Origin of the sequence: Pseudomonas sp. IAC-BECa141, assembly GCF_020544405.1 — a bacterium.
In the GTDB taxonomy this organism is placed as follows: Bacteria; Pseudomonadota; Gammaproteobacteria; order Pseudomonadales; family Pseudomonadaceae; genus Aquipseudomonas.
Genome location: NZ_CP065410.1, coordinates 3,529,198 through 3,543,069, shown reverse-complemented (window position 1 = coordinate 3,543,069; position 13,872 = coordinate 3,529,198). Strand labels below are relative to the sequence as shown.

At 61.5% G+C, this 13,872-nt stretch carries 16 protein-coding genes; 4 read left to right on the top strand and 12 right to left on the bottom strand.

Features of this window, described 5'->3' with window-relative positions; all coding sequences use genetic code 11:
- The first annotated feature begins 235 nt into the window (after positions 1-235).
- Together I5961_RS16015 and map are read left to right on the top strand one after the other, a co-directional pair.
- Positions 236-496 (top strand): ParD-like family protein, encoded by a 261-nt coding sequence (locus I5961_RS16015; RefSeq protein ID WP_011334623.1) that lies wholly within the window; start codon positions 236-238, stop codon positions 494-496.
- Complete coding sequence (gene map / locus I5961_RS16010) at positions 493-1,284, top strand: type I methionyl aminopeptidase (protein ID WP_227232817.1); 792 nt, start codon at positions 493-495, stop codon at positions 1,282-1,284. Before I5961_RS16015 ends, map begins: the two co-directional genes overlap by 4 nt.
- Before the next feature lie 142 nt (positions 1,285-1,426).
- Here map and I5961_RS16005 read toward each other — a convergent pair whose 3' ends face one another.
- From I5961_RS16005 to ribBA, 5 genes are all read right to left on the bottom strand, one after another.
- On the bottom strand, positions 1,427-2,581 hold the full coding sequence (locus I5961_RS16005; protein ID WP_227232816.1) for an ABC transporter ATP-binding protein: 1,155 nt from the start codon (positions 2,579-2,581) through the stop codon (positions 1,427-1,429).
- Between the two features lie 16 nt (positions 2,582-2,597).
- Entirely contained in the window at positions 2,598-3,407 is an 810-nt protein-coding gene (locus I5961_RS16000) for an ABC transporter permease (RefSeq protein WP_007957396.1), read from the bottom strand.
- A gap of 6 nt (positions 3,408-3,413) precedes the next feature.
- Positions 3,414-4,361: an ABC transporter permease gene (locus tag I5961_RS15995; RefSeq protein WP_227235608.1), complete on the bottom strand. Its 948-nt coding sequence runs from the start codon at positions 4,359-4,361 to the stop codon at positions 3,414-3,416.
- Positions 4,358-5,383, bottom strand: a complete 1,026-nt coding sequence (locus I5961_RS15990) for an ABC transporter substrate-binding protein (RefSeq protein WP_085703580.1) — start codon at positions 5,381-5,383, stop codon at positions 4,358-4,360. Before I5961_RS15990 ends, I5961_RS15995 begins: the two co-directional genes overlap by 4 nt.
- Before the next feature lie 166 nt (positions 5,384-5,549).
- Complete coding sequence (ribBA, locus tag I5961_RS15985) at positions 5,550-6,659, bottom strand: bifunctional 3,4-dihydroxy-2-butanone-4-phosphate synthase/GTP cyclohydrolase II (protein WP_227232815.1); 1,110 nt, start codon at positions 6,657-6,659, stop codon at positions 5,550-5,552.
- 65 nt (positions 6,660-6,724) lie between these two features.
- Between ribBA and I5961_RS15980 the strand changes: the two genes are divergently transcribed.
- Complete coding sequence (locus tag I5961_RS15980; protein WP_227232814.1) at positions 6,725-7,021, top strand: DUF1330 domain-containing protein; 297 nt, start codon at positions 6,725-6,727, stop codon at positions 7,019-7,021.
- A gap of 160 nt (positions 7,022-7,181) precedes the next feature.
- Here the strand turns inward: I5961_RS15980 and I5961_RS15975 are convergent, their stop codons facing one another.
- The 7 genes from I5961_RS15975 to I5961_RS15945 all read right to left on the bottom strand — a co-directional run bounded on the left by I5961_RS15975 (position 7,182) and on the right by I5961_RS15945 (position 12,514).
- Positions 7,182-7,745 carry an NUDIX hydrolase gene (locus I5961_RS15975; RefSeq protein WP_085698309.1) on the bottom strand — a complete coding sequence of 188 codons (564 nt, stop codon included), beginning with the start codon at positions 7,743-7,745 and terminating at the stop codon, positions 7,182-7,184.
- A gap of 1 nt (position 7,746) precedes the next feature.
- Positions 7,747-8,499: a GntR family transcriptional regulator gene (locus tag I5961_RS15970; protein WP_085690311.1), complete on the bottom strand. Its 753-nt coding sequence runs from the start codon at positions 8,497-8,499 to the stop codon at positions 7,747-7,749.
- A 58-nt stretch (positions 8,500-8,557) separates the two neighbouring features.
- Entirely contained in the window at positions 8,558-8,947 is a 390-nt protein-coding gene (locus tag I5961_RS15965; RefSeq protein WP_085703660.1) for a carboxymuconolactone decarboxylase family protein, read from the bottom strand.
- A 133-nt stretch (positions 8,948-9,080) separates the two neighbouring features.
- On the bottom strand, positions 9,081-9,566 hold the full coding sequence (locus I5961_RS15960; protein ID WP_227232813.1) for a flavin reductase family protein: 486 nt from the start codon (positions 9,564-9,566) through the stop codon (positions 9,081-9,083).
- Positions 9,567-9,578: 12 nt separating this feature from the next.
- Positions 9,579-11,060, bottom strand: a complete 1,482-nt coding sequence (locus I5961_RS15955) for an aldehyde dehydrogenase (RefSeq protein ID WP_085698310.1) — start codon at positions 11,058-11,060, stop codon at positions 9,579-9,581.
- Complete coding sequence (locus I5961_RS15950) at positions 11,057-11,890, bottom strand: alpha/beta fold hydrolase (RefSeq protein WP_085698311.1); 834 nt, start codon at positions 11,888-11,890, stop codon at positions 11,057-11,059. The genes I5961_RS15955 and I5961_RS15950 overlap by 4 nt, the downstream gene beginning before the upstream one ends.
- Positions 11,891-11,923: 33 nt before the next feature.
- Positions 11,924-12,514: an amino acid synthesis family protein gene (locus I5961_RS15945; protein ID WP_007957412.1), complete on the bottom strand. Its 591-nt coding sequence runs from the start codon at positions 12,512-12,514 to the stop codon at positions 11,924-11,926.
- Between the two features lie 325 nt (positions 12,515-12,839).
- On the opposite strand from I5961_RS15945, the gene I5961_RS15940 reads away from it, so the two are divergent.
- Positions 12,840-13,868, top strand: coding sequence for a WD40/YVTN/BNR-like repeat-containing protein (locus tag I5961_RS15940; RefSeq protein WP_085698312.1), 1,029 nt, complete (start codon positions 12,840-12,842; stop codon positions 13,866-13,868).
- The last annotated feature ends 4 nt before the right edge of the window (positions 13,869-13,872 follow it).

The window sequence follows — 13,872 nt, the reverse complement described above, 5'->3', positions numbered from 1 at the left end:
AATGCTGCCATTTCGATCTAACGATAGAACGAAATCAGCGAGGGGAAGGAAGTGACTTGCAGGGTTTATACGCAGGCGTCATCGAGTATTGAAAGGGCGTCTTCAGCGTTCAACAAACGCAGAGACAAGCGCAACAGGCCGGTGACCACCGCGCGCGACCGGACACCAACGTTTGCAATCCCGGTCGATACACGATTAATATACGATCCATATACAATTCGTATCGGATATTGCCATGGGCATCGTAAAGATTTCAGAGGACATGCACGAGAATCTGCGCATCTCCAGCAACGCACTCAGCCGTTCGATCAACGCGCAGGCTGAACACTGGATGCGCATCGGCATGCTCGCCGAGCTGTATCCCGACCTGGATCACCATGCCATTTGCCGGTTGCTGATTCGCGCCGAACAGTCGGGCGGTCTGGATCTGCAGCAAGTCTGCGCATTGGCCGATGCCGCGCAGAACGCCTCGGTCAAAGAGGCGGCCAAGGCATGAGAAACCCGATCAAGATCAACACCCAGGCCGAAATCGCCCAATCCCGAGTGGCTGCGCAGTTGGCTGCTGACGTACTGGCGATGCTGGTGCCGCACGTCAAGGCTGGCGTCACCACCGATCAGCTCGACCAGTTGTGCAACGACTACATCGTCAATGTGCAGAAGGCGATTCCGGCCAACGTCGGTTATCACGGCTTTCCGAAAACCGTCTGCGCGTCAGTCAACGAAGTGGTCTGCCACGGCATTCCGTCGAAGCGCGTGTTGAAGGACGGCGACATCGTCAATCTCGACATCGCGGTGATCAAGGACGGTTGGTTTGGCGACACCAGCCGCATGTACGTGGTCGGTGAGCCGACGCCCGAGGCGCGGCATCTGATCAAGACCACTTACGACGCCATGTGCGCGGGCATCCGCGTCGTGCGGCCGGGCGCCACGTTGGGTGACATCGGTCATGCGATCCAGACGCTGGCGGAGAAAGAAGGGTTCAGCGTGGTGCGCGAATATTGCGGGCACGGGATCGGCAAGGTTTATCACGATGAACCGCAGGTGCTGCATTACGGTTACCCGGAGCAGGGGCTGAAATTGAAGGCGGGGATGATTTTCACCATCGAGCCGATGCTCAATGCCGGCAAGCGGCATGTGAAGAGCCTGGCGGATGGCTGGACAGTGGTGACGAAGGATCAGTCGTTGTCGGCGCAGTGGGAGCACATGGTGGCGGTGACGGAAGACGGGTTTGAGGTGTTGACAGCCTGGCCCGATCAGATCGAAGGGTACCCGCCAATTAACTGACTGGTGCAAGACTTGTGGGAGCGAGCTTGCTCGCGAAGGCGTCAGCATATTCAGTATTGATGTTGAATGTGCCGGCCTATTCGCGGGCAAGTCGAATCGTCGCACCGCCGCTCCCACAGGATTGCGTTGTTTTCTGAAGACCTTAGTGGGATCCGGCGGCCTTGTTGAGGTCGCTTTCGGCCCAGTCGGTGTAGACACATGCATCCGCCGTCGCCCAGCGAACCCGCACCGGATCGCCAGCCTTCAACGGCATCCCGGCTGCCGATAGCGCCTTGACCGTCATGGAAGTGCCACCCGATGTGACCACGCTGCAAGTCTGACTTTCACCCAGAAACAACACCTCGACCACCTTCGCCGAAACCTCATTCCAACCCGCCGCCAGTGGCTCGTCATTCGCTTGCTGCACGCTCAACGCCAACGCCTTTTCCGGGCGCACCATCAGCAAAACATCCTGCCCGGTCTGCAATCCGGCCGTCAGGCGAATCGAAAGCGACTGCCCCTCGAAACTCGCCGCCGCATTACCCTGCGCCTTGAGCTTGAGAAAGTTCGAGTTGCCCAGAAACGACGCCACAAACGCATTCGGCGGGTTCTGATAAAGGTCATAACCGCTGCCGAGCCCGACAATCTTGCCGTGACTGAAAATTGCGATGCGCTGGGACAGGCGCATGGCTTCTTCCTGGTCATGGGTCACGTAAACGATGGTGATGCCGAGGCGACGGTGCAACTGACGCAGTTCATCCTGCAAGTCTTCACGCAGCTTCTTGTCCAGCGCACCGAGCGGTTCGTCCATCAACAGAATACGTGGCTCGTAAACCAGCGCCCGTGCAATGGCGACCCGCTGCTGCTGGCCGCCGGACAGTTGCGAAGGGCGGCGATGGGCGAATTGTTCCAGTTGTACCAGTTTCAACATCGCATCGACGCGCTTGTCACGCTCGGCAGCCGCGAGTTTGCGGATCGTGAGAGGAAACGCGATGTTGTCGCGTACCGACAGATGCGGGAACAGCGAATAGCGCTGGAACACCATGCCGATGTCGCGCTTGTGCGGCGGCACGTTCACCAGCGACTGGCCGTTGACCAGGATCTCGCCGCTGCTCGGGGTTTCGAAGCCGGCGAGCATCGACAGCGTGGTGCTTTTGCCCGAGCCGCTGGAGCCGAGGAAGGTCAGGAACTCGCCGTCCCTGATGTCCAGCGAGATGTTGTCCACGGCCGCAAAATCGCCGTAGTGCTTGTTCAGGTTGCGCAGGCTGACCAGGGGTTTGTCGTTCTGCTGGGATGCGTCTTTGATCACGGCACTCATGTTGTACTCCTGGCGCTCAGGCGCTGATTTCGTTGCGCCGGCGCAAAGCGGCGGCGATCACCATGACCAATACCGACAGGCCGATCAGCAGCGTCGAGGCGACGGCGATCACGGGCGTCAGGTCCTGGCGCAGGGTGGTCCACATTTTCACGGGAAGGGTTTGCAGGGTCGGGCTGGCCATCATCACGCTGAGCACCACCTCGTCCCACGAAACCAGGAAGGCAAAGAGGGCGCCGGCGACCATGCCCGGACGAATCGCCGGGAAAGTCACCTTGAACACCGCTTGCAGGCGTGACGCGCCGCAGATTACCGCCGCGTCTTCAATCGACTGATCGAACAGCTTCAGCGAGTTGATGATCGAGATGATGGTGAACGGCAGCGCGACGATCACATGGCTGACGACGAAGGCGAACATCGTCCCGGTGTAGCCGAGCTTGAGGAACAGCGCGTACACCGCCACGGCGATGATCACCAGCGGCACGATCATCGGCAGGGTGAACAGGCCGTAGAGCATTTCCCGGCCGGGGAAGCGTCCACGGACCAGCGCAAAGGCAGTCGGCAAACCGAGGGCGACGGCGCAGATCGTGGTCAGCACGGCGACCTTGAGGCTGGCCAGCGCTGCGCTCATCCAGTCCGCATTGGAGAAGAACTGCACGTACCATTTCAGCGTCCAGCCCGGCGGCGGGAACACCAGCCACTGCGACGAACCGAACGACAGCAGGACGATGAACACGATCGGCAACAGCAGGAACAGGCCGATCAGCCCGGTGGTGAAATACAGGCCGAAGCGCATCCGGCGACTCATGGCATTGGGCGTCAGGAGCATGTCGGTTTACCTCGCGTGACTGGCGCCAACCGGGGATTCCGGCTGCAGCTTCAGGTAGACGTAAAACAGCACCAGCGTGATGACGATCAGCAACGCGGCGCCGGCGCTGGCCAGGCCCCAGTTGAGGAACGACTGCACCTGCTGAATGATGAACTCCGGCAACATCATGTTCTGCGCCCCGCCCAGCAACGCCGGGGTGACGTAGTAACCGAGCGACATCACGAACACCATCAACCCGCCGGACGCCAGGCCCGGCCGGCACAGCGGCAGGAACACCCGGAAGAAGTTGGTCCATGGACTGGCGCCGCAGATCGAGCCGGCCTGCAGGATCATCGGGTCGATGGCCTGCATGGTCGCCTGCAACGGCAGCACGATGAACGGGATCATGATGTAGCTCATGCCGATCACCACGCCGGTCAGGTTGTGCACCATTTCCAGCGGCTGATCGATGATGCCCAGCGCCATCAGCGCCTTGTTGATCACGCCAGAAGCCTGCAGCAACACAAGCCACGAATAAGTGCGGGCGAGGAGGCTGGTCCACATCGACAGCAGCACGATGTTGAGAATCCAGCGGCCCCAGCCGCGCGGCACCAGAGTGATTGCCCAGGCCAGCGGGAATCCAAGTAGCAGGCTGAACACCGTCACCAGTCCGGCCACCGAAAAGGTGTTGAACAGCACTCGTGCGTAAGCCGAGTTGGCAAACAGTTGCTCATAGTTGCCAAGGCCCGGCACCGGTTCCAGCACGCCGCGCAGCAACAAGCCAATCAGCGGGGCGAGAAAGAACAGACCGAGGAACAACAGCGCCGGCGCGAGGTTACCGGCGCCGCGCCAGCGTTGCTTGAGGGACGGGGCTTGCGCCATGGCACTCGCCTTTTTGCCTTCAGCCTGGCCGGCAGCGCTCGTGGCGCTCCCGGTGGCAGTGGAGGGACGGGACGCGGTGGCCGCCATTTTCATTTGACCAGCCATTCGTTCCACCGTGTCGCGATGGCCGGACCGTTCTTGGCCCAGTACGCGAAATCAAGAGTGATCTGATCCTTAGCGTAGGCAGTCGGCAGGTTCGGGGCCAGCGTCGAGTCCAGACGCTGCACACTGTCGACGTTGACCGGGGCGTAGGCGGTCAGGTTGGAGAAGTCCGCCTGGCCTTTGGCACTGCTGGCGCTGGCCAGGAACTTCATCGCCGCGTCCTTGTTTTTCGAACCCTTTGGCACGACCAGAATGTCGGCCATGACCAGGTTCTGTTTCCAGCTCACGCCGACCGGTGCGCCATCTTCTTGCAGAGCGTGAATCCGGCCGTTCCAGAACTGGCCCATGCTCGCTTCACCGGAAGCCAGCAGTTGCTGCGACTGCGCGCCGCCGCCCCACCAGACGATGTCTTTCTTGATGGTGTCGAGTTTCTTGAAGGCGCGATCCAGGTCCAGCGGGTAGAGCTTGTCGGCCGGCACGCCGTCGGCGAGCAGAGCCAGTTCAAGCACGCCTGGGCTCGGCCATTTGTACAGGGCGCGTTTGCCGGGGAAAGTCTTGGTGTCGAACAGCGCGCTCCAGTCCTGTGGCTTGTTGGCGCCGAGTTTGCCCTCGTTATAGCCGAGGACGAAGGAGAAGAAGAACGAGCCGACGCCGTAGTCGCTGACGAAACGCGGGTCGATCTTGTCGCGCTGGATCTGTTTGAAATCGAGGGGCTCGAGCAGGCCTTCGGACGCAGCACGCAGCGCAAAATCGGCTTCTACGTCGACCACATCCCATTGCACGTTGCCGCTTTCGACCATGGCCTTGAGTTTGCCGTAGTCGGTCGGGCCGTCCTGCACGACGGTGATGCCGCTGGCCTTGCTGAACGGATCGGCCCAGGCCTGTTTCTGCGCATCCTGGGTGCTACCGCCCCAACTGACAAAGTTCACACTCTCGGCGGCCATCGCGGCCTGGCCGGTCACGCTCAGCAGTCCCGCAAGAAAGATCGCGGTTGCAGCTTTGTTCAACACCATTTTTACGCCCTCATTGTTGTGTTTTTGAGCGGGCTTGCGTTGTTGCCCGCCTGTCGGGAGCAGTAGCTGGACGGTTTTTCAGGTCGTCCGGTCTATGGAATATCATATTATGGTATTCCAAACTTTGTGCAAGCACTTTGCCTTACCGGCTATCTGGCAAACGGAATTATTCGGTGAACGGAATGCTCTCGATCACTTCCAGATCGTAGCCGGTCAAACCGGCATATTTGAGCGGCGGGCCCAGGTGGCGCAGCTTGCCGACGCCCAGGTTCTGCAGAATCTGCGCCCCGGTGCCCACCTCGGAATAGATTCGCGATTGCGAACGACTGAACTGCCGTGGCGGTTGAGTCAATTGCGGAATGCGCTCCAGCAACGCCTGCGACGACTCATGATTGGCCAGCACCACGACCACGCCATGGCCTTCGGCCGCGACCCGTTGCAGCGCCGCCCACAATGTCCAGTTCGTCGGCCCGCTGTACTCGGCGCCGACCAGATCCCGCAGCGGATCAATGACATGCACGCGCACCAGCGTCGGCTCCTCGCGGCGCAGCTCGCCCATGACCATCGCCATGTGCACGCCGCCCTCGATACGATCTTCGAAAGTGATCAAACGGAACGTGCCATGCACCGTAGGCAGTTCCCGCTCGCCGATGCGCTCGATGGTGTGTTCGGTGCTCAGGCGATAGTGGATCAGGTCGGCGATGGTGCCGATCTTGATCCCGTGCTTGCGCGCGAAGACTTCCAGATCCGGACGGCGGGCCATGGTGCCATCGTCGTTCATCACTTCGACAATCACCGAGGCTGGCGTGAACCCGGCGAGCCGCGCCAGATCACAACCGGCCTCGGTGTGGCCGGCGCGGGTCAGCACGCCACCTTCCTTGGCCCGCAGCGGGAAGATATGACCGGGCTGCACCAGGTCTTCAGCGCGAGCGTTCGGCGCCACCGCAGCAGCCACCGTGCAGGCGCGGTCGGCTGCGGAAATCCCGGTAGTCACGCCCACCGCCGCTTCGATGGAAACCGTGAACGCGGTACTGAACACGCTGCCATTGCTCGGCACCATTTGCTCAAGTCCCAGGCGCTGACAATGATCGTCGGTCAGAGTCAGGCAAATCAGCCCTCGAGCTTCGCGGGCCATGAAACTGATCGCCTCGGGCGTACAACGATCAGCAGCCAGCAGCAGGTCGCCTTCGTTTTCCCGGTCTTCGTCATCGACCAGCAGCACCATTTTGCCGAGGCGATAATCTTCGATGATTTCTTCGATGCTGTTGAAGGCCATGCTGGACTCTCGATGTGGATGAAATTCGTGGTATACCATAATACAAAATCAACCAAGAGGTCACTATGAAGGCGTACTGGATTGCTCACGTGGACATCACCGATGCCGATCACTACAGCCAATACACCCAGCGCGCGCCGAAGGCGTTCGCCGAGTTCGGCGCGAAGTTTCTGGCCAGAGGCGGGCGCAGCGAAGCGATGGAAGGGCGGACGACACCGCAGCGCAGCGTGGTGATCGAATTCGACAGCTACGAACAGGCCGTGGCGTGTTATCGCTCGGCGGCGTATCAGGAAGCGAAAAGTTACAGGGAGGAATGGGCTAGGGCGGAGATTGTCATCGTTGAAGGCATCGGCCACCTCTGAACTCCACGGTATTGATCGTTCCCACGCTCTGCGTGGGAATGCAGCCCTGGACGCTCCGCGTCCCTGAACCGCCGAACGCGGAGCGTCCGAACAGGCATTCCCACGCGGACGGTTCGACGCCTCGACGTGGGAACGAGCAGAAAAAGGAGGAAGGTGACTGTCAACGCATGAAATGAATCTTGCCGCTGTCGTCATTACCCATGTACATGCCATACACCCCGGCCTGGCGTTCCTCGATGTAGCGTTCGAGGATCTGCCGGATCGCCGGGTAGTAGATCTGGTCCCACGGAATGTCTTCGGGGGCGAAGAATTTGCAGGCGAGGGTTTCCGGGCCGTACTGGCCGGTGATTTCCAGCGCGAGGGCGCGGAAGATGATGTAGACCTCGCTGATCTTCGGCACGCTGAAGATCGAATACGGCGAGACGATTTCCGCACGTACGCCGCTTTCTTCCCAGACCTCGCGCAGGGCGGCCTGTTCGGTGGTTTCGCCGCTTTCCATGAAACCGGCGGGCAGGGTCCAGGTGCCGGGGCGCGGGGGAATCGCCCGTTGGCACAAGAGGTATTTGCCGTCCTGCTCGATGATGCAGCCGGCGATGATTTTCGGGTTCACATAGTGGATGTAGCCGCAGCCGCGGCACATCAGGCGCTCGTGCGTATCGCCCGGCGGTACTTGCTGACCGAGGTCAGTGCCACCGCATTTCGGGCAAAAGCTCGGGCTGAACATGTCAGTGACCTATGCGTGGTTCTTTCAGCGCTATGGGCAGGGTGATCGCCGGTGTGGCGCCGGTTTCTTCCTGTTTGCGCTTCAGGTAATCGAGGGCCACTGCCGCCGCCGCACGAACGTGATCGACGCAGGCCTGATGCGCTGCGAGTGCGTCACCGCTCTTGATCGCCTCGACCATTTTTTCCATTTCGTGATTACTGGCGCCGCGACGGTTTTCCTGGGATACCGACGTCGCCCGCAGGTAACTGATGCGCGCCTGCAACTGGCGCAACTGGGTGGCCGCCACATGGTTGCCCGAACCTTCCAGCAGCACGTCGTAGAAACCCTGCACCGAGTCGATCACCTGTTGCAGTTCGCCGTCCTTGAGCGCCTTGCGGTTCTCGTCGAGGGCTTTTTCCAGGGCCTTGATGTCCTTGGCCTTGGCACGCAGGGTGAACAGCTGGACGATCAGGCCTTCAAGCACGCAACGCAGTTCATAAATGTCGACGGCATCGGCGAGGGTGATGATCGCCACGCGCGGGCCCTTGGCGTCGGCGAATTCCACCAGGCCTTCGGATTCCAGGTGACGCAAGGCTTCACGCACCGACGTACGGCTCACGCCCAGGCGATCGCACAGATCGCGCTCCACCAGGCGATCGCCCGGCAGCAGCTGGAAGTTCATGATGGCGCTTCGCAGTTTATCCAGCACGATTTCGCGCAGGGTGACGGGGTTGCGATTGACCTTGAAGCTGTCGTCGAGTGGCAGGCGTTTCATGGGGTCCGCTCTTTAAGTTGGCTGTCCATGCCAGACGGGCATTCAAACAGCCGAGGGGTTAACTGGAGGCCTCGGCGTCGGCTTCGGCGAAGGCTTCACGGGCGAGCCGGAAACTGTCCACGGCTGCCGGGACGCCGCAATAAATACCGACCTGAAGCAGAATTTCGCGTATTTGCTCACGACTCAGGCCGTTACGCAAGGCGCCGCGCACATGCAGTTTCAGTTCGTGCGGGCGGTTGAGCGCCGAGATCATCGCCAGGTTGATCATGCTGCGCTCCTTGAGCGACAGACCGTCGCGTCCCCAGACGTGGCCCCAGCAGTATTCGGTGACCATTTCCTGCAGCGGACGGGTGAAGTCGTCGGCGCTCTCGATCGAGCGCTGCACATAGGCTTCGCCCAGCACCTGTGTGCGGATCTTCAGGCCCTTTTCATACTTCTCGTTGTTCATCATTACCTCTCACACCACCATTCCCTGTGGGAGCGAGCTTGCTCGCGATAGCGTCAGCACCTGCAACATTGATTTCGACTGACACTACGCCTTCGCGAGCAAGCTCGCTCCCACAGGGTTTCGCGTTATTTTCTCAAGCCAAGGTCGGCAACGCGCCGAGCTTGCCCTTGTGATAAATCATCGGCGTCACCGGTTGCTCCGGCAGGATCAGGTTCTTCACCGCGCCGACGATGATCGCGTGGTCGCCACCATCGTATTCGCGCCATAGTTCGCACTCGATGATCGCCGTGGCCCTGGCGAGGATCGGGTTACCCAGCTCGCTCAAATGCCACTCGATGCCGTTGGCCTTGTCCTTGCCTTTGCCGGCGAAAGCATAGGCCTCGGCCGTCTGGTCAGCGGACAGCAAATGAATCGCAAAACGCTTGCTGTCGCGCAGCACCGGGTAGGTATCGGAGGCGTAGTTGGGGCAGAACAGCACCAGCGCCGGATCAATCGACAGCGCACTGAAGGCGCTGGCGGTGATGCCGACGATGCCGCCGTCCGGGTCGAGGGTGGTGACCACCGTGACCCCGGACGGAAACGAGCTCATGACGTCTTTGTAAATGCCGGGTTCGATCATGTCGCAGGACTCCTAACGCATCACAAACGGATCAGGCATCGGTGCCTGGGAGAGGTTGATCCACACCGTTTTCAGTTCGGTGTAGGCCAGCACCGAATCGATGCCGCTTTCGCGTCCATAGCCACTGTTCTTGAAGCCGCCGATCGGTGCCATTGCCGACACCGCGCGGTAGGTATTGACCCAGATGATTCCTGAGCGCACGTCCCGGGCCAGACGGTGGGCGCGGCCCAGATCGCGAGTCCAGATACCGGCGGCGAGGCCGAACTGCGAGTCGTTGGCAATCGCCAGCGCTTCGGCTTCGTCCTTGAAGCGGATCACCGAGGCCACCGGGCCGAAGACTTCTTCCTGCATGATCTTCATCGAGTTGCGGTCGCACTCGAACAGCGTCGGCTCGTAGAACCAGCCATCGCCCACGCCACTCGGACGCTTGCCGCCCAGACGCAGACGCGCGCCTTCAGCGATGGCGTCGGCCACCAGACCTTCCACCACGGCCAGTTGCTGCGCGGTGGCCATCGGGCCCATTTCGCTGCTGTCGTCCTGCGGGTTGCCGATGCGGATGCGCTGGGCGCGCTCCGCCAGCCGGCTGACGAATTCGTCGTAGATTTCATCCTGCACCAGCAGTCGCGAACCGGAGACGCAGCTCTGCCCGGACGCGGCGTAGATCCCGGCGATGGCGCCGTTGATCGCGCTGTCGAGATCGGCGTCGGCGAAGATGATGTTCGGCGACTTGCCGCCCAGCTCCAGCGACAGCTTGGCGAAGTTCTCGGCGCTGCTGCGCACCACATGCCGGGCCGTGGCCGCGCCGCCAGTGAAGGCGATTTTGCGGATCAGCGGATGACGGGTGAGGGCGGCGCCGGTGCTCGGGCCGTAGCCGGTGATGACGTTGACCACACCCGGCGGAATCCCGGCTTCGAGGGCCAGGCGCGCCAGCTCCAGAATGGTCGCCGAGGCATGTTCGGACGGTTTGATCACAATCGTGTTGCCCGCTGCCAGCGCCGGCGCCAGTTTGATCGCGGTCAGATAAAGCGGGCTGTTCCACGGAATGATCGCGGCAACCACGCCCATGGCTTCGTGCACGGTGTAGGCGAACAGATCGGGCTTATCCAGCGGCAGGGTGCCGCCCTCGAGCTTGTCCGCAAGGCCGGCGGTGTAGTGGAAGAACTCCGGCAGATAACCGACCTGCCCCCGGGTTTCGCGGATCAGCTTGCCGTTGTCGCGGCTTTCCAGCTGCGCCAGTTGTTCCTTGTTCTCGGCGATCAGATCACCGAGACGGCGCAACAGTTTGCCGCGCGCGGTGGCGGTCAAATCACGCCATGCCGGGCTGTCGAAGGCGGTCTGTGCTGCTTGCACGGCGCGTTCGACATCGGCCTCATCGGCGTCGGGCAGTTCGGCCCAGGGCTCGGCGAGCGCCGGGTTGAGGCTTTCGAAAGTCTTGCCGGAGAGGGCGTCGACCCATTCTCCGCCGATGCACATCTGGAAGCGTGCGAGCGTCATGCAACGATCCCCTTTATATGGTTTTGTCGGGCGTGTGCGGTGTCGAGAAATTCCAGCAGCGTCTGGTTCACCAGCCGTGGCGACTCTACCGGCATCATATGCCGTTGCTCCGGCAGCACGGCAACCTTCGCGCCGGGAATGCGCGCGGCCAGTTGCTCGGCCATTTCCGGGGTCGATCCGGGATCCAGTTCGCCGGTGGCGATCAGCGTCGGCGCCTGAATGCTGCCCAGGTCGTCGGCGCGGTACATGTCCTGGGTGGCGAACAGTTCGTAGGTCGTCAGATAGCCTTGCGGATCATTGCCGGCGAGGGTCTGGCGAATCGCGGCGATCTGCGCCGGGTTGGCCGCCTGATATTCGCGGCTGAACCAGCGCGACAGCGCCGCTTCGGCATTCGCGTCCGGCCCGTGCTTGGCGGCTTGCGCGGTACGGGCGATGACGCCGGCGCGTTGCTCTTCGCTGCGGTTGAATACGCTATTGAGCACCACCAGGCTTTTCAGGCGTTCGGGGTAATGCAGGGCAAACGCCCGCGCCACCAGACCGCCCATGGAAAAGCCGATCACCGATGCCTCGGGCAATTGCAGGTGGTCGAGCAGCTCCAGCAACTGATCGGCATAACCGAGCAGGGCAGTGCCGCTGGCCGGTCGCGGGCTGGCACCATGGCCGAGCATGTCGTAGGCGATCACCCGGTATTGCGTGGCCAGGCCAACGATCTGGCCGCCCCACATTTCTTTATTCAGACCCACGCCGTGGATCAACACCACGGGTTGGCCTTGGCCGGTCGCCAGATAACTGGTGCCGGCCGGGGTGAGTTCAGCGGTGAGCCGAATCATGGAGCGCTCCTGCAATGCCTTTTTTTATTGTGATTACTGGGCTTTTTCGGCGGCCAGTTCTTCCAGATCGATGTAACGGTTGCCGATGCGCGGGTGCAGGCGACCACCGTCGGCGCAACCGAGCACCACGACGATTTCGTCGGCGCGCGGGGCGTCTTCGATCTGCATTTCCAGAGTGATGTAGTGCGAGCGCAGGCCTTCGTCGTCCTTGTGCATCATCGGGATCTGGATCGAAGTGCCCGGGCCGCCACGCTTGTTGGTGAAGCTCAGGTAACTCTTGGCCTTGACCGCTTCGCGGTAGTGATTGCCGAAGCGCAGGGTGTGGATCACCGCCGACGCGTGCTCGATTTCACCATCGGCGCCGACCACGGCCGCTTTGCCGTAAGCCTCGATCTTCTCGGCACCGCCGATGATGCCCACCAGACGCTCGACCATCATCGCGCCGAGGTCGGAGCAATTGGCGCGGATCTGCGGCTTGAGGTCTTCGACAAAGCCATTGCCGACCCACGGGTTCTTCATCACGACGGCCAGGCCGACCATGGTCACCGGGGTGTCGGACGCCTTGCCGCCTTCGATGAAGGTCTCTTCGACATAGCTGACGATCTTGCGAATTTCGAAACTCATGAGCTGCTCCGTAGGGGATAAAGAGTGTCTGTGCGTCTGATGGTATACCATAATACCGATCGTGCAAGTCCCTCTCGCAAGAATCCCTGCCATCAGTCGGACGAATGCCCGCGCATTCAGCTGCTGCTGTAGTCCCTTTCGGTTAACAAAAGATAACGTTGCGCCGATTGTCAGACGTTTCGAATGCCCGATAGGATGAGCCAGCTTCCGAAGGGGCTCTGGATGGCGGGTTTCAGGACTATGCTTGTGACCAGGCAGTCACCGTGAGCACCCTTGCGGCGCCCTTTAAGGTCCATGACCAACAATAATAAACAGGGGAAGGTCTATGAGTCGTTGCCGCCCGCCGGCGTTACGCAACACCGCGTTGCTGGCCACAGCACTCTCTCTGCTGGGCTTTGCCACCTTGTCGGCGCCTGTCCTGGCGGCCGAAGCGCCAGCCGACGTGGTCTATTCCACCGAATCGGCCAAGGCCTCGAAAAGCCTGATGCTCGATGTCGTTCACGCCGGAACCCGGCTGGTGGCGGTCGGGGATCGCGGGCACATTCTCTATTCCGACGATCAGGGCAAGACCTGGACCCAGGCCAAAGTGCCGAGCCGCCAGTTGCTGACCGCCGTGTATTTCGTCGATGACAAGCATGGGTGGGCCGTCGGCCACGACGCACAGATCCTTGCCAGCGAAGACGGCGGCCTGACCTGGACCAAACAGTTCGAAGACCTCAAACGCGAATCACCGCTGCTCGACGTCTGGTTCAAGGACGTCAACAGTGGCCTGGCCGTGGGTGCCTACGGCGCGCTGCTGGAAACCACCGACGGCGGCAAGCACTGGGAAGACGTCAGCGATCGCCTCGACAACGAAGACCAGTTCCACCTCAACGCCATCGGCGCCGTAAAAGACGCCGGCCTGTTCATCGTCGGCGAGTCGGGCAGCATGTTCCGCTCCGCCGACTGGGGCCAGACCTGGGAAAAACTCGAAGGCCCGTACGAAGGTTCGCTGTTCGGCGTGATCGGCACGGCGCAACCGCAAACCCTGCTGGCCTACGGTCTGCGCGGCAATCTTTACCGGTCCACCGATTTCGGCAGCACTTGGGAGCAGGTTGAACTGAAAGCCGCGCGCGGTTCGCTGGAGTTCGGCCTGTCCGGCGCCACATTGCTCGACGACGGCTCCATCATCATCGTCGGCAACGGCGGCTCGGTGGTCAGCAGCAGTGACAACGGCGAAACCTTCAGCGTGTTCAACCGTCCGGATCGCATCTCGCTGTCGTCGGTCACCGCCGCCGGCAACGGCAATCTGATCCTGAGCGGGCAGGGTGGCGTTCGGGTGACAACCGCGAACGGCGCCGAGCTGGGCAAATGAGCCG

Excerpts from the sequence above, each read along its gene's own strand:
- I5961_RS15950 (WP_085698311.1), bottom strand. The coding sequence starts at position 11,890 with ATGATTCGGCTCACCGCTGAACTCACCCCGGCCGGCACCAGTTATCTG.
- I5961_RS15955 (WP_085698310.1), bottom strand. The coding sequence starts at position 11,060 with ATGACGCTCGCACGCTTCCAGATGTGCATCGGCGGAGAATGGGTCGAC.
- I5961_RS15940 (WP_085698312.1), top strand. The coding sequence starts at position 12,840 with ATGAGTCGTTGCCGCCCGCCGGCGTTACGCAACACCGCGTTGCTGGCC.
- I5961_RS15945 (WP_007957412.1), bottom strand. The coding sequence starts at position 12,514 with ATGAGTTTCGAAATTCGCAAGATCGTCAGCTATGTCGAAGAGACCTTC.
- I5961_RS15970 (WP_085690311.1), bottom strand. The coding sequence starts at position 8,499 with ATGAAACGCCTGCCACTCGACGACAGCTTCAAGGTCAATCGCAACCCC.
- I5961_RS16005 (WP_227232816.1), bottom strand. The coding sequence starts at position 2,581 with ATGAGTGCCGTGATCAAAGACGCATCCCAGCAGAACGACAAACCCCTG.
- I5961_RS15965 (WP_085703660.1), bottom strand. The coding sequence starts at position 8,947 with ATGAACAACGAGAAGTATGAAAAGGGCCTGAAGATCCGCACACAGGTG.
- I5961_RS15990 (WP_085703580.1), bottom strand. The coding sequence starts at position 5,383 with ATGGTGTTGAACAAAGCTGCAACCGCGATCTTTCTTGCGGGACTGCTG.
- I5961_RS15980 (WP_227232814.1), top strand. The coding sequence starts at position 6,725 with ATGAAGGCGTACTGGATTGCTCACGTGGACATCACCGATGCCGATCAC.
- ribBA (WP_227232815.1), bottom strand. The coding sequence starts at position 6,659 with ATGGCCTTCAACAGCATCGAAGAAATCATCGAAGATTATCGCCTCGGC.
- I5961_RS16000 (WP_007957396.1), bottom strand. The coding sequence starts at position 3,407 with ATGCTCCTGACGCCCAATGCCATGAGTCGCCGGATGCGCTTCGGCCTG.
- I5961_RS15975 (WP_085698309.1), bottom strand. The coding sequence starts at position 7,745 with ATGTTCAGCCCGAGCTTTTGCCCGAAATGCGGTGGCACTGACCTCGGT.
- map (WP_227232817.1), top strand. The coding sequence starts at position 493 with ATGAGAAACCCGATCAAGATCAACACCCAGGCCGAAATCGCCCAATCC.
- I5961_RS15995 (WP_227235608.1), bottom strand. The coding sequence starts at position 4,361 with ATGAAAATGGCGGCCACCGCGTCCCGTCCCTCCACTGCCACCGGGAGC.
- I5961_RS15960 (WP_227232813.1), bottom strand. The coding sequence starts at position 9,566 with ATGATCGAACCCGGCATTTACAAAGACGTCATGAGCTCGTTTCCGTCC.
- I5961_RS16015 (WP_011334623.1), top strand. The coding sequence starts at position 236 with ATGGGCATCGTAAAGATTTCAGAGGACATGCACGAGAATCTGCGCATC.